The organism is Streptomyces sp. NPDC046805, assembly GCF_040645355.1.
Lineage (GTDB): Bacteria > Actinomycetota > Actinomycetes > Streptomycetales > Streptomycetaceae > Streptomyces.
On sequence record NZ_JBEYYC010000025.1, the window covers coordinates 102,200 to 119,342 of the forward strand.

Here is a 17,143-nt window from a genome sequence, read left to right on the forward strand (position 1 = left end):
CGGGACACCTCGGCTTGCGGGCCCCGGAGCGCTACGCCAGCCGCGATGGCATTCAATCACTTACCGGCAGCCATGCACGACGCCTTGGCCCCATTGTCCGTCACGCCGGTGACACACTCGATGCCGATGGCCAAGAATCACCGATCGGATCGACCCCCGACGGACCCCGCATCCAGCTTCTCTCCGGGCACGGTCCTGGACCGGCTCGCCTCGGGACCGAGCCGGGCTTCCCGCATCACTCATACGGAGCACTTGCCCCCGCGCGTGGGCCGCCATGCCGTCTGGCCGGACCGGATTCGACCGGAGGTGATCGCGGCCGTGCAGGCGTACGGCATCGAGCATCCCTGGGCCCATCAGGCACGGGCGGCCGAGCACGCCCTGGACGGCGACTCCGTGGTGGTCGCCACGGGCACGGCGTCCGGCAAGTCCCTGGCGTACCTCGTGCCGGTCCTCTCGACGCTCCTGGACGGCTCGGAGGCCCCGAACGGCCGCGGCGCCACCGCGCTGTACCTGTCCCCCACCAAAGCCCTGGCAGCGGACCAGTGCAGGTCGGTGAAGGAACTTTCACAACCCCTGGGCAACGCGGCGCGCCCCGCCGTCTACGACGGCGACACGCCCGTCGAGGAACGCGAGTGGATCCGCCAGTACGCGAACTACGTCCTCACCAACCCGGACATGCTCCACCTGGGCATATTGCCCTCACACGCGCGCTGGTCCTCCTTCCTGAAGTCGCTCAAGTACGTCATCGTCGACGAGTGCCACACCTACCGGGGCGTCTTCGGCTCGCACGTCGCCCAGGTGCTGCGCCGACTGCGCCGACTGTGCGCGCGCTACGGTTCCTCGCCGGTGTTCCTGCTGGCCTCCGCGACCACCGCCGAGCCCTCCGTGGCCGCCGGCCGTCTCACCGGCCTGCCGGTGGTCGAGGTCGCCGACGACGCCTCCCCGCGCGGGGAACTGGTCTTCGCCCTCTGGGAGCCCCCGCTCACCGAGCTGCACGGCGAGAAGGGCGCACCCGTCCGGCGTACCGCCACCGCCGAGTCGGCCGACCTGCTGACCGATCTCACCGTGCAGGGCGTACGCTCGGTCGCCTTCGTACGTTCCCGGCGCGGCGCCGAGCTGATCTCGGTGATCGCCCAGGAACGCCTCGCCGAGGTCGACCGCTCCCTGGCCCGGCGCGTGGCGGCCTACCGCGGCGGCTACCTCCCCGAGGAGCGCCGCGCCCTGGAACGCGCCCTGCACTCCGGCGAGCTCCTGGGCCTCGCCGCGACCACCGCCCTGGAGCTCGGCGTCGACGTCTCCGGGCTGGACGCCGTGGTGATCGCCGGATATCCGGGCACGCGCGCGTCCCTGTGGCAGCAGGCCGGCCGGGCCGGGCGCTCGGGCCAGGGCGCCCTGGCCGTGCTGGTCGCCCGCGACGACCCGCTGGACACCTTCCTGGTCCATCACCCCGAGGCCCTCTTCGACCAGCCGGTGGAGTCCACGGTCCTCGACCCCGACAACCCGTACGTCCTGGCCCCCCACCTGTGCGCGGCCGCCGCGGAACTCCCGCTGACCGACCAGGACCTGGACCTGTTCGGCCCCGCCACCACGGAGCTGCTGCCGCAGCTGGAGGCCGCGAAGCTGCTGCGCCGCAGGACGAAGGCCTGGCACTGGACGCGCCGGGAGCGCGCCGCCGACCTCGCCGACATCCGCGGCGTCGGCGGACCGCCCGTGCAGGTCGTGGAGGAAGGAACGGGCCGCCTGCTGGGCACGGTGGACGAGAGCGCCTCGCACTCGGCGGTGCACGAGGGAGCTGTGCACCTGCACCAGGGCCGTACGTACCTGGTGCGCTCCCTCGACCTGGAGCAGTCGGTCGCCCTGGTCGAGCAGGCCGACCCGCCGTACACGACGATCGCCCGCGACACGACCTCGGTCTCCGTCCTGGAGACGGACATCGAGATCCCCTGGGGGGCGGGACGGCTGTGCTACGGCTCGGTGGAAGTCACCAGCCAGGTCGTCTCCTTCCTGCGTCGTCGCGTCATCACCGGCGAGGTCATGGGCGAGTCGAAGCTCGACCTCCCTCCTCGTACGCTGCGCACGCGCGCGGTGTGGTGGACGGTCACCGAGGACCAGCTGGAGGAGGCCGGGATCAACCCCGAGATCCTCGGCGGCTCCCTGCACGCCGCCGAACACGCCTCGATCGGCATGCTCCCCCTCTTCGCCACCTGCGACCGCTGGGACATCGGCGGCGTATCGATCCCGCTGCACCCGGACACCCTCCTCCCGACGGTCTTCGTGTACGACGGCCAGCCCGGCGGCGCGGGGTTCGCGGAGCGCGCCTTCCACGCCGCCCGGGACTGGCTCGCCGCCACCCGCCAGGCCATCGCCTCCTGCGAGTGCGACGCCGGCTGCCCGTCCTGCGTCCAGTCCCCCAAGTGCGGCAACGGGAACGAACCCCTGCACAAGCGCGGAGCGGTCCGCCTGCTCACGGTGCTGCTGCGGGGGGCGCCAGAGGAGACGGCCGCGGAGAAGCCGGCCGCGGAGGCGCCTGCCGCCACGGTGCCGGTGGAGACACCGATGGAGACACCCGCCGAGACGCCGATGACGACACCGGTGGAGACGCCGACGCGGAGTCCTGCGGCAGAGGAGCCTGCGAGGCCGGCTCCGCAGGGCCCGCCCGCGCCCTGACCTCCGCCGCGAACGGGCCTCTGCCCGATGCCGCCGTCACGTCGGAGATCTCGCCGACGATCACGCAGCGCACCAGCCGCCTGCCCTGCGCCCTCGCCACCCGCCCGGCGCGGGCGCAGGCCGCCTCGGTGCCCTCGGACCAGTGGTCCGCGGCCGCGAGCGCCGCGAGATCCGCACCGCCCGCCGCACGGTGCCGGGACACGACGGCCTGCCCCAGGCCGAGCACGACCCCGAACACCACGCACAGGACGGCGATCGCACCGACGCTCCAGACGGTGGCGGACCCTTGATCGGAGAGCCGACCCGAAAAGCAGTGCCTCAGGCCGGGGAAGCGGCGACTCAGGCCCGGAAAGCGGTGACTCATGAGCCCACCTCCCCCACTGTCTCCTCCGCCGCAGCAACGGCCTCCTCGCGCACCTCGAAGGGCAGACCGTGCAGCATCGGCGGCTTCGCCACGACCGTGACGCGTACCTGGTCCGCCTCTCGGGTGACCGTGATCCTCGCGCCGTGCGGTGCCGCCTCCCGAGTGACCGCCACGACCGCCTCGGCCGGATCCTGGCGTGCCGCCGCCCGGGCGCCCGCGCGTGCCGCGTCCACGCACTGGATCTGCGCGGTCACCACGAACAACCCACCGACCAGCGCCATCGTGAACGCCACCAGCACGGGCAGCACCACCGCGGCCTCCGCCGTCACGAACCCTCCGTCCGCCCCTCGCTCACATCCGCGCACTGAGGGCTCGCTTCACGATGTCCTGCAGTTCCGTCCTGACCTGCCCGCTCGTCACGACCTCGTAGAGCAGCAACGCGAATCCCACCGCCGCGACGATCCCCATCGCGTACTCGGAGGTGACCATCCCCCTGTCGCTCCCGCGCAGCCCCAGCACCCGCGCCCACACCTTCTTGGCCTGCTTGATCCGCTTGACCTTCCTGGCCTGTTCGGACATCTCAACTCCTTTGCTTTTCAGCCCTGTCGAACCGATAGATGAATCACTTCTGCCGCTTCCGACACCCGTCCGCCCCCGTCATCCACCACCCCCTCCCATCACCCCGCCCGCCAGCCCGATCACGACGGGCACGACGCCGATGGCGATGAACGCGGGCAGGAAGCACAGCCCCACCGGCGCGGTGACCATGACGGCCGCCCGGCGAGCCCGTGCCGTCGCCGTGCGCGCCCACTCCGCACGGGCATCCGCGGCGAGCCTGGCGACGGGAACGGCCGCGGGCAGCCCGGACTCGTCGGCCCGCCTCAGGAGTCGCGCCAGGGCTCCCGCGCCCGGCAACGAGGCCAACCGGCTCCAGGCGTCGGCCGGTTCACCGCCGAGCCGCAGCTCCGCCGAGCCCCGCGCCAGCCCCTCCCCCACGGGTCCGCCGAGCGCCTCTCCGACCGCTTGAGCCGCGAGCACCGGCCCCGCTCCGGCCGCGATGCAGGCCGCCAGGAGGTCGGCGGCGAGCGGGAGTCGGCGAGCGGCCGCCGCGGCATCGACCTCCGCCGCCTGCCCGGAGTCCCCCTGCCGACGTCGCCAGTGCCACAGCCCCGCGGCAGCGCCCAGCCCCACCACGACGCCGACGATGCCGCCGACCAGCACCCACCCGGCACCCACCACCCCGGCCACGGGCAGCCATCGCCGCGCGGCATCCCACACCGCGAACGCAGGCCTGCCCGCGGGCGTTTCCGGGACCACCAGCTCGGCCAGCCGTCGCCGCAGCCGGCGTTCACGCCGCGCCGCCACGAGCCGCCGTACGAGCCATCCGAGGGTCAGCGCCGCTCCCGCGGCCACCCCCAGCCTGTGGACGACCTCCGCGCTCACGCCGCCTCCGCTCCCCGCACGATCCGCGCCGCCCACCACGTCCCGGCGGCTTCGAGCACTCCCCCGACGACCAGGCAGCCCAGGCCGGCACCGGTGTGCAGCAGCACGTGCAGAGGGTCGGCGCCCATGGCCGTACCGAGGAGGAGACCCAGCACGGGCAGCGCCGCGAGCATCACCGCGGTCGCCCGGGCTCCCGCCAACTGGGCGCGCAGGTCGGCGCGTTGGTCCCGTTCCGCGCGCAGGGCCGCGTCGAGCCGGTCGAGGCCGGCCGCGAGCCCGGCACCCTGGTCCACGGCCACCCGCCAACACGCCGCGAGCCCCGACAGCCCTTCGGCGCCCGGCTGTCGGGCCGCCGTACCGAGCGCGCCCGGTACGTCCCCGCCGAACCGGGCGGCCGCGAGCACGGCGGCCTGCGCCTCCCCGAGGCCGCCGGAGTCCCGCTCCGCCCGCAGCAGCGCCTCGCCCGGCTGCCGCCCGGCGCGCACCTCCCCGGCGAGCGCCCCGCACAGGGCGATCACCGCATCGCCGCGCCGCTCCCGGGACCGTCGCGCTTCCCGCGCCCACCGCACCCGGCGCAGCACCGGCACCCCGGCCGCCCCCACGACGGCGGGGATCGGCGACGAACCCAGCAAGGCGAGCACCAGCCCCGCGACCAGCGACCACCACTCGCCCCGCAACCGACCCCGCAGGCGCCGCAGTTCACCGAGGGCCTGATCCCACGTGGGCGGTCCGGTCCCCACCACCCCTCCGCCCGCGAGCAGCAGCCGCGCCCGCCGCGCGCCGTAGTGCCGCCCGCCCGTCAGCCAGGCAGCCGCTCCGACGCACACGGCCCCGGCCGCCACCGAGACGTCGCCCATCTCACCCGTCATATGCATCACTTGCGTCCCTCCCGTCGCTTCCCTTGCCTGCGTCTCCGCCGCCCGTGTCTGCCTCGTCCGCGCCCTTGCGCAGCAGCCCCCGCAGCCGGTCCCACCCGCTCTCCCGCGCGAACGCCCGCGCGCCCCAGCGCAGCGCCGGCACCGTCCGCACCAGTCCGGAGGGACCCCGCTCCAGCACATGCACCTCGGCGATGCGCCGCCGGCCGGTCCGGTCCCGTACGAGGTGCAGCACCACCGACAGCGCGGCCGCCAACTGGCTGTGCAGCGCGGCCCGATCGAGCCCGGCGGCCGTGCCCAGGGCCTCCAGGCGGGCCGGGACGTCCGCGGCGGCGTTGGCGTGAACGGTGCCGCAGCCTCCCGAGTGCCTCTCCTAAACCTCCACGGGGTCTGGGAGTCCTTGCGCCCCAGGGGTAGCGATGAGCAAACCAACCGTCGTCATCTACGACCGCCTGTCCCGACTGTTCGCCGAAGAAGCACCCGACCACCGCATTACCGCCTGCAAGGCATACGCCGAACAGCGCGGGTGGGAAGTGGTGCACGTCGCCACTGACACGAACGTCAGCGGAGCAAGCCGACTGGAAGACCGCCCCGGAATGCGAGAGGTGCTTGCCTGGCTCCCGCGCGCTGACTACGTGCTGGCCGCAAAGCTGGACCGGTACGCCCGCAGCGTCTTGGAATTTCAGCGGCTCTTGCGCGCTGCTGAGTCCACCCGCACAACGATCATCACAGCCGATGGCGTTGTGTCGCCGGAAAACGCATCCATCATCATCAACGTCCTCGCTGCTTTCGCTGAGTACGAGAGAGACATGATTAAGGCTCGCATTACAGCGAGCAAGGAACATTTCCGCGCACGCGGGAACCACCTCGGAGGGTTGGCACCGTATGGCTACGCCGTAAGCGGACCCGTGAACAACAAGCGATGGATCATTGATGAACCGGCGGCAGCAATCCTGCGGACCTGCGCTGACAAGCTCATCAACCACGGCGCATCCCTGACCGGCCTTGCTCGTGACTTGAATGAGCGCGGCATCCTGCCCCCTGCGGATCACGCACGACAGCGGGACGGGCGGAAGCTGCGAAATCAGCGCTGGCACTCCACCACATTGCGGGATGCGCTTTACACACCTGCCGTCCGTGGCTGGCTTGTGCAGTCGGTACCTGGCGAAAAGCGCGGAGCGCTCACCAATCAGCCCGTCCTCGACGCCGAGGCAAAGCCGGTGTCGGCGGGGCCGGAACTCCTCGACGCTGAGACATGGTCGGCAGTGCGAGCGGTTATCGACGGCAAGGCAAAGGGACGGGGTAGCGAGCGAACCGGTAAGGCACTCCTCCTGCACGTAGCACTGTGCTCGGAGTGCGAAGGCCCCATGTACCGGCAGCGTCGTACCGTCCACGGAAAGGACTACGGCACTTACGTATGCCGGAACGGCGTGGGCAAGCGAGGAATTCACAAGCCCAACGTCATCATTGCCCGGCATCTTGAAGAGTTGGTCACCGTCGATTACCTAAAGCGGTTCGGCCGCCTGGCGCTCATGCGCTGGGCTGAACCTGACGGCAGTGCGATCCTGCAACTCTCCGAAGTAACAGAGCAGATTGAGCGATTGGCGGGGAATCTCGCGGGTCTTACCCCGAACGGCGCTGCGGCACGGGCAGTCATCGGGCAGCTAACAGCGCTGGAAAAGCGTCAGGCTGAACTACAGGAGGAGGCCGAACACGCTGAGGGCCGCTGGGTTGACGCTGGAGGCACCGTGGCGGACGAATGGGAGCGACGCGACGACGAGGGGCGACGGGGCTTGCTCGCAGACTTGGGCGCGCGCGTGATGGTGCGTCCGGCAACCCCAGGTGCCCCTAAGCGATTCGACCCGTCGCGAGCAGCCGTGGCTTTCCAGGGCCCGGCTTGGTGGCGTGATGAACCGGCGGCAGGTGCGCTTGCATCCATAGCCATGGACCTACTCGACTAGGTGCCCCACCTAAGCCCCTCTCAGCCCCGTTGGGTCCTTCCGGGCCCGGCGGGGCTTTCTCATGCCCGCAGGCGGCCGTACAGAGTCACACAGCGGCGCGGGAAGTGTCTGGGCCCCTGATAGTTCGTAAGGCACTGCGGACGGCAACAAGGGAGAGACCATGGGTGCCCGTGAGATTGGCGCGCTGCGCGCGTTGCTGCTGATGCTCGATGCTGCCGTTGACGGCAGGCAGGCTCTCTACGACCCGCTCATCAACGCACGGAACATCGCGAGAGAACTGGAACGGACGGCGACCAATCGGCAGCGTACGGCGCGTAAGCGCGCTCTCCTCGCTGCGTGAGAAAACCCCCTGCTCTGGGCTACGGCTCGGACAGGGGGTTTTCTGTTTCTGAGACGCCGCCTGCCTTCCGGAGTAACGGTCCATTCCTAGGAAGTGTTTGGCCCCCAGTTCAGGAGTAAGGGAAATTCCTCAGACTGCCGTTCTGGAGCAGTGACAGTTACCCAGACCGCCATTCCGGAGAATCCGACATTCCTCAGCCGGCCAACCCGGAGGATTTCCCGTTACTCAGGCACTCCCTCAGCCAAAGAAAACAGGAGTTTCACCATGGCCGGAGTCGACGTTGACTCGATTCTCAGCAAGCTTGCCGAGGCGGAGGGTTTGCTCCGTCCGATGACGAGAATCGACCCCACCTTTGAGCGTCTGTACGCGCTTGTGCGCGAGATAGAAGACCAGGTCATCATCGGTATCGCGCCTACTCGCTGTGGATCTCCCGAATGCAGCGAGAAACTGACCTACAGCGGCAAGGGGCGCCGCCCTGCGTACTGTTCTGTGCACTGCCGAAGCCGCGCTGAGTACCTGCGAAAGCTGGACGGCAAGGGCCCCAAGGGCGGACAGCGAGGAACGGCGGGTTTTCTCAATTCACCACAGCTAGAGAAGCCGATCAGGCGTCTGACCTGGCTAAATGGTGATAGTGGTGAAGTGGTGTTCAATTCCAATCCAACATAGAAAGCCTAGAGGGATACCGGAGTCGGCTCCACTTTCGCCACTCCCACCACGCTTCACCGCTCAGCCGCCTCCCCGCGCTGTAGAGCAAGCCAGCGAACCGGAATCCTGACCCGCAATAGCCGCAAGGCTCCGTAGGTAGTTCTGCGGGCTGCTGAGGGTTCCGCCAGGAATTCTCCCGCCAATGGCTTGCCCGAGCCCTTATGCGACCACCTGTGCTGCCGTTCATTACGTCAAGAGACTTGACAAGTCTTTACTTTACGGCCCGTGGATTCGGTGGCTTTTCCGTGGCCAGCAGGGAGTGTTTGGGCCCCAGTTCTAGTAGCGAGGGAAAGCACGTGTCCCCTTGCATTGCGCGTGATACGGCAACCCACGCCCAACTATCGGACCCCCTAGGAACAGGTCGACTCGCGGTTGCCGCCGTGGCGAGTCCCTGCGCCTAGGGGGTTTCTGCATTGGAGTCCATATGGTCCAGGAATCCCCGCTTGAGTACGCATCGAAAGTGCATCCCGGTGATGTCCGCTCGCAGATGATCAGCGCACTCGTAAAGCGCGGCATTCCGCTGGACGACGCGGAAAGGACGGTCACTCGGATTCTTGACGATCCGGAAACCCGTCGGATTTTCACCGGCGAGATCCTCTAGCCATGGCTCACCGTCTGGCAAATCTTGAGCGTGTCATTGACGACATGTCCGTGCGAGACCGCGCGATAGCGGCGCAAGTGTTCTTCACTTCGAAGCAACCTATTTTGCTTGCACTTGCGCGTGAACTGCTGGCCGCCAATGCGATCGAGGCGGCGCGATTCGCGGATATCAGCGCGGAGCTTACCCGTTCCCGCATTGCGGAAGCGGAGGCCGCAAGCGCCGATCTACCGGCGCCCGGCACAGGCGCATAAGGCGCCAGCACAAACGCAGCTGACAGCGCGTAGGGCGCCCGGTGGATTCGGGAGCGTCCGCGCGCTGCTCGCTGTCAAACCTGCCTTGAGAGATGGCCGGACCGATGGATTTCGGATTCCGGCCATCGCACTGCCCATTCCCACGCGGTCCGTGGATTCGGAAACCGCCGGGGCTCCGATGGGCTGCGCCTATGCGGGTCGCAATTCCCTGTTTTCATCTAGCTCAATTGGAGCCCCAAATGAACAAGCGTGAAATGGTCGAAGACCTGCGCGCCAAGCTGTCCGACACTACGGCGGAGATGCGCCGTATCATGGAAACTGCCAAGAAGTTCAACCGCGATATCTCGCACGGCGAACAGGTTCGTTTCAATGCGTCCGAGGCTGAAGCGCTGGCGCTACACGAGCGGATCGATGAGCTCGAAGGACAGATTGCCGCCGATGAGGCTGCCCGGCCGATGGCGCGTAAGTATGCGCCGAGAATCACCAGCGTCCGGGAGTCTGGAACTTACCGCCGTGACGGCGAATTCTCGTTTTTCCGGGATCTGCACGGCGCCCGTAATGGCGACTATGACGCCGCTGAACGCCTGCGCCGCAATGCTGCCGAACAGCGCGGCGTAACCACTGGAAGTAGCTCGGGCGGTTCGTTCGTCCCTCCCGCTTATCTGGTGGACCAGTGGATTGCGCTCGCAAGGCCGGGGCGCACTACCGCTGATCTCTGCTTTACGCAGGATCTCCCGCCGGGAACCGATCTGCTGAGCGTCCCTAAGCTCACCACCGGTTCTAGCGTCGCTGCTCAGAACGGCGAACTTACGGCACTGAGTCAGACCGATATCGCGACCACCAGCGTCACGAGCCCGGTTGTCACTCTGGGCGGTACGCAGCTCGTTTCTGTTCAAATGCTGGAGCAGAGCGCGGGAAGCGTTGACCAGGTGATTATGGCCGATCTCGCTGCCGAATACGGGCGCGCGCTGGATAACCAGGTACTGAACGGTACCGGGACGAATGGTCAGCTGACTGGTCTGCTTACGCTTTCCGGGACAACTTCGGTGACCTGGACGCAGGCCAGCCCGGCGGTAACTGGCTCCGGCCAGCTATGGGGCACTATCGCCAACACGATTTCCCAGATTCACGCCGCGCGCTTTGCGTCACCGGATTGCATCATCTTGCACCCGCGCCGCTGGGCGTGGATTGAAGCGGCTATCGACACCACCAACCGCCCGCTTATCGCTCCCTCGGCCCTTAACGGTCCGAATAACGCGCTGGGCGTTGCGGGTGCCGTTGCTGCCGAGGGACACGTGGGGACCCTTCAGGGGCTGCCGGTATTCACTGACCCTCTGATCCCGACCAACCTTGGTGCGGGTACTAACCAGGATGTGATCCTGGTGGCCCGTATGCAGGACGTGATGCGGTGGGAGTCGGTGCCTCGGTTCGAGACCTTCCCGCAGCCGTACGCGAATCAGATGGGCGTGCTCTTCCGCGCGTACGCCTATGGTGGTCTCGCGGCCCGCTATGCCCCTTCGGTCGGCAAGATCACGGGTACGGGTCTGGTGACCCCGACCTTCTAACAGCCGCCCGAGGAACAGCCCGGTACACAGCGACTTCCCTTGCTGCTGTGCCGGGCTGTTTTGCATTCCTCGACGCACAACCATTCACCCATCCCGCATAAATATGTACGCGCCCCGGGGTGGATCATTCCCTAGCCGAGATCGTTCCGGGGACCCGGCACCCATGGCCGCGCGCATCGCCGCGAAATAGAGACCCGGGGGGTCTGGTCGAAATAGCTGTCTGAATTGCGGATTTATGCAATTTCCAGGCCGGCTGGCCCCATTTCTGATGCCCTGTCGGCGATCAGGACATGCATGAGAGATAACTTACGGATCACGCACAGAGCCTCTAGCTCAAGCTGCCGTCCTCGTCCAGCGCCTTCCAGGCTATCGGAGCGAACTCATCTACTTGTTCCCATAACCGTCGCGAACTTGTCGGCCAGTCCTATGCGAATAGCTAGCTCTCGACCGGGATTAACTGCGCGTCATCACTGCCATATCGTCGAGCTTCCTGAGGGCGCGTTCCTGCGCTGAGCCTCTAACCTAAACCCTGAGAGCTAGGCCGTAGCACTTCCTTCATTCGCCTCATCGCGTTGAACTTCCTCCTCGTAATACCTAGATGTCATAATTCCAGATACGATCGATTGCACAAGAATAGCATTCGCGCCACGGAAGGTGCGTATGCCATTTTCATAAAGGAGTACGGTTGCTACAAGCCCAAGCATGCACCAAGGAGTCAAGGTCAGCGCCAACACAACCCACATGGCGACGGAGTGGAACGCCACATTGACGCGAAATTCGGCTTCTGATTCGAGCCTATCGTGCTCCAGGTAAATATCCGTATGGTTGACGATGAGGCGCATTCGAATATCCGGAAACTCCGTTTGTATATCTTGCACTAGGCGATTGCTGGGGCTAGGCCTGCTGTCGTCGAGTGGTCGTCGACGAAAAGCACCTTCTGCAAAAACGTGCAATTGAATGCGCGACTCAGGTGACAGGAGTGAGTTATTCCCTCGCAACCTGCTGTGAATGCTGGCTATTTGGGGTGCCGGGAGTTTCCAGATATCGCCAAGGAGGTAGAGAGTGACGCTTAATACTGCCAAAACGATAGGCCGTCCGGCCATGTCTGCCAGCGCATACAGACGCCCCAATGTCCCCCGAGCCTCACTGCGCGAAGGTATCGAATCGCCGAAAATGAGCCAGACTTGGAACGCGATGAGCACTCCAACAGTTATGGGAGTGCGGAAGTGGCGGAGCCCTGGAAGTAGGTTGGTAAGCATGATCCGATAATGTCATGAGCGTTCGTCACGCTGGGAGGTTTTTGCAAAACGATCAAGCTAAACGTTCGGCAACGACACGTTGCGTCCCGTACCCTGCTCCTGGCTGGTGGGCGGTACGGGATTTTCCGCCTCTCCAGGCTGCCTGGTGCTCAGCGAGTAGCGCGGCCACTTCCGGAACATCCTCGAATTCCTGCGACCGGCGGAGAATGACGCTACCCCGTTCCGCCGTGGCTGCTCTTTCCGTTGGCGGCCGACACGTGACCGGCGCATGCTGGCCGACCATTTCGGCGTGTCCGAACGAACCGGCCGCCGGTATCTGGCAATGGCCGCATGACTGATAGCCCCGTACCCGTTGCCTGACTGGTGGCCGGGTATGGGGCTACCGTCGTTTGTAGATCACTTACAAATACTTCTCCACGAAGTCATCATCATAGTCCACATCGCCGTTCATCATTTGGATTGCGTTGCCATGATTCATGGCCGAACTGGTTGCCGATGCGGCGCAACTCCCGCAGAAGTCCCCTTCGCCATAGTATTCATCAAAATCGGGGTCTCCGTTGAACTCGGAGTTGTACTCGTTTCGCGCGTCCTCGATTTCGAATGCTGTTCCACACTCGACACATTTTGACATGCCGGTATATTACCCGATGACTGGCAGAAGACTCTTCTGCGTTGGCGAGTGGAATTGGGCATCTTTCGCCGGCTGAGGCCCCTAGGTGTGTTGACCTTCGGTTTTCTCGAAGGACGCGTTTGCGACTGGTTGTGCGGGCGCCAAGATCCTACGCCCAGCAACGCTGCGACTTCCGGCTGAGGATCACGCGTGATCTCTCCACTGCTCTCGCTGTCTGCTTGATGGGGTCTGGACGTTCGGACGCAGACGCCTCACAATCGGCTCATGGTTGCGGTCATAGCGGCACTGGTCGGAACGCTTTTGGGTTCACTGACGACAATCGGTGCTGCCATTGTGTCAGGTTGGGCACAACGAGAAGGGGTGCGGATTTCTACAAGGGCTGAGCATCTGAAGGAAAAGCACCAACCCCGCCGCCAGGCATACAGGGCCTTTATTGAAGTGACGACTGATCTCAAAGAGCGCTTTAGGTCACTTCCGCACTATGATCATCCACCTCGCAGCGAGCGGGAATCTTTGAGAAGGGAAATCAATGCACGTTGGGTCGACCTCAGCCTTTTGGGGCCTGCTTCCGTGATTGCTGGCGCCTCCCACGTCCGGAATATTGCCCTAGATATTGTGCGACAAATAGAGATTACTGCGCATGAAGAGTTTGTTTTTCTGCGCGTAGATGAGGACGACGAGCAACGCCATGAGGCAGCACAGTACCGGTATGAGGGTTTCATGGGGGAACTACTGGACACCGTGCGCCTACTCGGCAACGCTGTTGATGAGTTTGCGCTGATTGCTAGCGCCGCCCTTGACGATGACGGAACCAAACCGCAAACTTCACATAGAAGGAGGCAATCGGAATCTCCGAATTCCTCTGTGAGGTCATAGAAGAAGCCCCGTACTGATTCCCTTGATAGGCGTCAATGCGGGGCTTCTCCGTGTTCCTAAGGTGGTTCAATGCCGCTTCGTCGGAGCGCAGCGGAAACACTCGCACGGCGGCCACGTCGACGTACTCAGCGGCGGCAGGGAATCGCTGGTGTGGAACGTCTTCAAGCGGCCCCAGGTACGCCCTCCGTCGCGCGATACCCGGAGCGTCATAAGCGACTTGTCGGCAGCCACGCGCTCACCGCCGAATGGATGCGCGCAACGCTGCCGCCAGCGCCCTTGCTGCCGAGTCAGGCGCAGGCTCAGTGAGCCGTTCGCCGCGCAGCTCCGCCACGTGGGCAACGTCGTTCACTGCGCTCGCCAACTTGCGCAAGATGAGGGCTAGTTCAGCGCGACAGACTTCGGGGCGCTCCACCATGGCCAGCGCGTCGGCGGCATCGTCGCGCGCCATGCTGATGATGTGCACCTCGGTACTGTCGGCAATCTGATTGATCACGCCATCGCCCGGCGTCACGTACTCCGCCTTCCCGTCCGGGCTCGTCCACGGCAGGCGCCGCAAGCGCTCGTGCGTCTCCACGGGGTTGGCTCCGCGCTGTCCGTCGATAGGCTCAGCCATGCCGACTCCAATCCAGTCGGTAAGCCCCGGCGGAAGCTTGCACCTTCCCGCCGGGGCGCTTTTGTGTCCGGGTCCACGTTAGCCGTAGTTATCTGCGGTTATCCACGGATGCGCAGAAATCCGCAGTACCCCACGCTGAGCCTATGGAGCTAGACCGCACTCGCCCGCTGTGGCGCCAGATTGCAGCGGAGATCACCCAGCGGATTCAGAACGGCACCTATCCGCCCGGTAGCCGTGTGCCGTCGACGCTGGAGATCGCTCAAGAGTTCGGCGTCGTGAATGCCACGGCAGCCAAAGCCATGCGCCACGTACGGGAGCAGGGTTGGACGCGCGGCGAGGTGGGGCTGGGAACGTTCGTTGCTGACCCGCTGCCACACGGGCACTGAGGACGGCGAGGGGATGCTCCAACTAGGGCTCTGACCTGCGCAGTTGCGTGTATCGGTGCCTCTTCGCTGAGCCAACCCGTTCATGTACGCTTAGGCCAGGCACTCGCCTTCGTGGCCGGTGTTGAGCGCGGCCAGCAGATGCACGACCTCGGGGCCGCGCACCTCTCCCACGACCAGCCGGTCGGGCCGCATCCGCAGCGCCTGGCGCACGAGGTCCTCCAGGGTGACCAGGCCCGCACCCTCCTGGTTGGCCGGTCTGGTCTCCAGCCGTACGACGTGCGGGTGATCGGGGCGCAGCTCCGCCGAGTCCTCCGCGAGCACAATCCGCTCGCCCGGTCCGACCAGCCCGAGCAGCGCGCTCAGCAGCGTCGTCTTGCCGCACCCCGTGCCGCCGCTGATGAGGAAGGACAGCCGTGCGTCGAGCAGCGCGCGCAGGATGCGGTCCCCACCGGGCGGCACGGTGCCCGCCGTCACCAGTTCCGCGAGCGTGAACGCCCGCGGCCGTACGACCCGCAGCGACAGGCAGGTGCAGCCGACGGCCACCGGGGGCAGCACGGCGTGCAGCCGGGTCCCGTCGGGCAGCCGGGCGTCGGCCCAGGGGCGCGCGTCGTCGAGGCGCCGTCCGGCCACGGCGGCCAGGCGCTGCGCGAGGCGTCGTACGGCCGCCGCGTCGGGGAAGGTCACCCCGGTCAGCTCCAGTCCGCCACCGCGGTCCACCCACACCCGGTCGGGGGCCGTCACCAGGACGTCGGTGACCGACGGGTCGGCGAGCAGTGGCTCCAGCGGTCCGCTGCCGACCAGTTCGGAGCGCAACCGCTCGGCCGCGCCGAGGACTTCGGCGTCGCCGAGCACGCGCCCCTGTTCGCGCAACGCTTGTGCCACGCGCGCGGGTGTCGGTTCGGCGCCGCTCTCGGCCAGCCGCCGGCGCACCCCGTCGAGCAGCCGCGGCCCGTCCGCCGGTTCGATCCCGGGAAGCGTCCTCATACGGCACCCGCCTCCACCAGCGTCCGCTCCCAGAACCCCCGGCAGAAGCGGGCCAGCGGCCCCCGGCCGGCCGAGCCGGGCGGTTTCCCGCTCTCGTGCGGGCGCAGCAGTCCCGACTCGACGGGCACCTCTCCGGCCAGGGGCAGGCCCAGCAGCCTCGCCACCTCGCGATCGTCCAGACCGGGGGCGTACGGTCCGCGCACCGCCACCCTCAGGTCGCGCAGGACCATGCCGACGACGGACGCCACGCGTCCGGCCGCCGCGACGGCACGCAGTTCGGCGGGGACGACGAGGAGCGCGAGGTCGAGCTGGGCGAGGGCCTCGGCGACCGTGTCGTCCAGGCGGCGCGGCAGGTCGACGACCACCGTGCCGCCACCCCGCCGGGCGGCGGCCAGCACCGCCCGTACGGCCGGGGGCGGGACGGCGACGCAGTCGCCGCGGTCCCAGCTGAGCACTCTCAGGGAGTGGAGCCGGGGCAGCGACTCCTCCAGGGCGCCCCCGCCGACCCGGCCGCGCGATGCGGCGAAGGCGGGCCAGCGCAGACCGTCGGCCGTCTCCCCGCCGAGGAGGACGTCGAGTCCGCCGCCGAGCGGATCCGCGTCCACGAGCAGGGTGCGCAGTCCCTCGCGCGCGGAGGTCACGGCGAGCGCGCACGCCAGCGTGGAGGCGCCGGCTCCGCCGCGGCCGCCGATGACGCCGACGGTGAGCGCCGGGCGGCCGACGCCCTCGGCGACGTCGGCGATGCGGTCGACCAGCCACTGCTCGCCGTCGGGCAGCAGCAGGACGTGGTCGGCGCCGATCTGCACGGCCCGCTTCCAGACCCCGGAGTCGTCCTGGTCGCGGCAGACCAGCACCACCCCTGGCCTGCGCACGGCCCCGCGCACGCGCCGTGCCGCGTCGTCGCCGACCAGGACGAGCGGCGCGGTCTCCCAGCGGCCTCTGCGCTCCGGCATCCCGTGGTGGACCTCGGGTGTGGCGCCGGCCGCCGCGCACAGGCGCAGCAGGTCGTCGAGGAGTTCGGCGTCCTCGGTGACGATCAGCGGCCGCTCCGGTTGTCCTCCGGCGGTGGGCGGTGGATCGTGGGTGACGGTTCCGGTCATGTGGGCTCCCTCTTCGCTGCATCTCCCGCGCGGCCCTCTGCGGCCCCGCGATTCCCAAAGGTGTGAAGGACCGGCAACCGACCTCCATATGGAGGTCGATAGGAACCGGCCATACGCGCGCCGACAAACAGAACCGGCCATGAACTCGCCGCGGTGGGAGCGCGTTGGAATCACGGTGCAGCAGCCCGGGAAATCATGTGGATCTTGCTCAAAAACTGTGGACAACTCAGCGGTTGTGAATATCGCCGTCACCCATACCGGTGACCCCTGTACTGGCTCTTGTGCGACTTCCGCAGAGCAGCCCGGCAGCTACTCACAGTGACGGATCATGGGCATGCCGAAGGGGCGGCCGCAGCCGCCCTGTCGCGGCCGCGCGGCCGCAGGAAGAACCGAAGAAGAGAGAAAAACCCGTCCGGACATGCGACGACCCCCGCCGGGGGGGAGAGCGGGGGTCGTCCCCACGGCCGACTCGGGGGGGGAGGAGTCGGACCGGGTTAGCACGGTCGCGAACGATCCGTGACT

At 67.1% G+C, this 17,143-nt stretch carries 17 protein-coding genes and 3 pseudogenes; 9 read left to right on the plus strand and 11 right to left on the minus strand.

The genetic code is table 11. The features are described 5' to 3' along the window. The first annotated feature begins 45 nt into the window (after positions 1-45). Positions 46-2,667, plus strand: a complete 2,622-nt coding sequence (locus ABZ910_RS25315; RefSeq protein ID WP_361369097.1) for a DEAD/DEAH box helicase — start codon at positions 46-48, stop codon at positions 2,665-2,667. On the opposite strand, the pseudogene ABZ910_RS25320 reads toward ABZ910_RS25315, so the two are convergent. From ABZ910_RS25320 to ABZ910_RS25345, 6 genes and pseudogenes are all read right to left on the minus strand, one after another. Further along, positions 2,639-3,031, minus strand: a pseudogene (locus ABZ910_RS25320) (Rv3654c family TadE-like protein); the annotation flags it as partial. The gene ABZ910_RS25315 and the pseudogene ABZ910_RS25320 sit on opposite strands and share 29 nt — an antisense overlap. After that, on the minus strand, positions 3,028-3,360 hold the full coding sequence (locus tag ABZ910_RS25325; RefSeq protein WP_361369098.1) for a TadE family type IV pilus minor pilin: 333 nt from the start codon (positions 3,358-3,360) through the stop codon (positions 3,028-3,030). The gene ABZ910_RS25325 and the pseudogene ABZ910_RS25320, both read right to left, overlap by 4 nt. A gap of 22 nt (positions 3,361-3,382) precedes the next feature. Beyond that, on the minus strand, positions 3,383-3,610 hold the full coding sequence (locus ABZ910_RS25330; protein WP_361369100.1) for a DUF4244 domain-containing protein: 228 nt from the start codon (positions 3,608-3,610) through the stop codon (positions 3,383-3,385). 78 nt (positions 3,611-3,688) lie between these two features. Continuing rightward, positions 3,689-4,474 (minus strand): type II secretion system F family protein, encoded by a 786-nt coding sequence (locus ABZ910_RS25335; RefSeq protein ID WP_361369102.1) that lies wholly within the window; start codon positions 4,472-4,474, stop codon positions 3,689-3,691. After that, entirely contained in the window at positions 4,471-5,343 is an 873-nt protein-coding gene (locus ABZ910_RS25340) for a type II secretion system F family protein (protein ID WP_361369161.1), read from the minus strand. The genes ABZ910_RS25335 and ABZ910_RS25340 overlap by 4 nt, the downstream gene beginning before the upstream one ends. Then, positions 5,333-5,710, minus strand: a pseudogene (locus ABZ910_RS25345) (ATPase, T2SS/T4P/T4SS family); the annotation flags it as partial. The gene ABZ910_RS25340 and the pseudogene ABZ910_RS25345, both read right to left, overlap by 11 nt. A 58-nt stretch (positions 5,711-5,768) precedes the next feature. On the opposite strand from ABZ910_RS25345, the gene ABZ910_RS25350 reads away from it, so the two are divergent. The 6 genes from ABZ910_RS25350 to ABZ910_RS25375 all read left to right on the plus strand — a co-directional run bounded on the left by ABZ910_RS25350 (position 5,769) and on the right by ABZ910_RS25375 (position 10,772). Then, the gene (locus tag ABZ910_RS25350; protein WP_361369104.1) at positions 5,769-7,310 is read left to right on the plus strand and encodes a recombinase family protein; all 1,542 of its coding nucleotides are present in this window, start codon (positions 5,769-5,771) and stop codon (positions 7,308-7,310) included. A 160-nt stretch (positions 7,311-7,470) separates the two neighbouring features. Further along, a complete protein-coding gene (locus ABZ910_RS25355; protein WP_361369106.1) occupies positions 7,471-7,650 on the plus strand; it encodes a hypothetical protein in 180 nt (59 codons plus the stop codon). A 264-nt stretch (positions 7,651-7,914) separates the two neighbouring features. Next, entirely contained in the window at positions 7,915-8,316 is a 402-nt protein-coding gene (locus ABZ910_RS25360; protein ID WP_361369108.1) for a hypothetical protein, read from the plus strand. 463 nt (positions 8,317-8,779) lie between these two features. Beyond that, positions 8,780-8,956, plus strand: a complete 177-nt coding sequence (locus ABZ910_RS25365; RefSeq protein ID WP_361369110.1) for a hypothetical protein — start codon at positions 8,780-8,782, stop codon at positions 8,954-8,956. A 2-nt stretch (positions 8,957-8,958) separates the two neighbouring features. Then, a complete protein-coding gene (locus ABZ910_RS25370; RefSeq protein ID WP_361369112.1) occupies positions 8,959-9,207 on the plus strand; it encodes a hypothetical protein in 249 nt (82 codons plus the stop codon). Positions 9,208-9,446: 239 nt separating this feature from the next. Then, complete coding sequence (locus ABZ910_RS25375; protein WP_361369113.1) at positions 9,447-10,772, plus strand: phage major capsid protein; 1,326 nt, start codon at positions 9,447-9,449, stop codon at positions 10,770-10,772. A gap of 536 nt (positions 10,773-11,308) precedes the next feature. On the opposite strand, the gene ABZ910_RS25380 is transcribed toward ABZ910_RS25375, so the two are convergent. Together ABZ910_RS25380 and ABZ910_RS25385 are read right to left on the minus strand one after the other, a co-directional pair. Continuing rightward, a complete protein-coding gene (locus ABZ910_RS25380; RefSeq protein WP_361369114.1) occupies positions 11,309-11,974 on the minus strand; it encodes a hypothetical protein in 666 nt (221 codons plus the stop codon). Between the two features lie 457 nt (positions 11,975-12,431). Then, positions 12,432-12,662: a hypothetical protein gene (locus ABZ910_RS25385; protein ID WP_361369116.1), complete on the minus strand. Its 231-nt coding sequence runs from the start codon at positions 12,660-12,662 to the stop codon at positions 12,432-12,434. A gap of 264 nt (positions 12,663-12,926) precedes the next feature. Between ABZ910_RS25385 and ABZ910_RS25390 the strand changes: the two genes are divergently transcribed. Next, a complete protein-coding gene (locus ABZ910_RS25390) occupies positions 12,927-13,538 on the plus strand; it encodes a hypothetical protein (RefSeq protein WP_361369118.1) in 612 nt (203 codons plus the stop codon). Positions 13,539-13,773: 235 nt separating this feature from the next. On the opposite strand, the gene ABZ910_RS25395 is transcribed toward ABZ910_RS25390, so the two are convergent. Continuing rightward, complete coding sequence (locus ABZ910_RS25395) at positions 13,774-14,151, minus strand: hypothetical protein (protein ID WP_361369120.1); 378 nt, start codon at positions 14,149-14,151, stop codon at positions 13,774-13,776. Between the two features lie 143 nt (positions 14,152-14,294). Here ABZ910_RS25395 and ABZ910_RS25400 point away from each other — a divergent pair, with 143 nt between their 5' ends. Beyond that, positions 14,295-14,537, plus strand: a complete 243-nt coding sequence (locus ABZ910_RS25400; RefSeq protein ID WP_361369122.1) for a winged helix-turn-helix domain-containing protein — start codon at positions 14,295-14,297, stop codon at positions 14,535-14,537. A 105-nt stretch (positions 14,538-14,642) separates the two neighbouring features. Here the strand turns inward: ABZ910_RS25400 and ABZ910_RS25405 are convergent. Continuing rightward, a pseudogene (locus ABZ910_RS25405) lies at positions 14,643-15,521 on the minus strand (TadA family conjugal transfer-associated ATPase); the annotation flags it as partial. Beyond that, the gene (ssd, locus tag ABZ910_RS25410) at positions 15,518-16,621 is read right to left on the minus strand and encodes a septum site-determining protein Ssd (protein WP_361369123.1); all 1,104 of its coding nucleotides are present in this window, start codon (positions 16,619-16,621) and stop codon (positions 15,518-15,520) included. The gene ssd and the pseudogene ABZ910_RS25405, both read right to left, overlap by 4 nt. Positions 16,622-17,143: the final 522 nt, after the last annotated feature.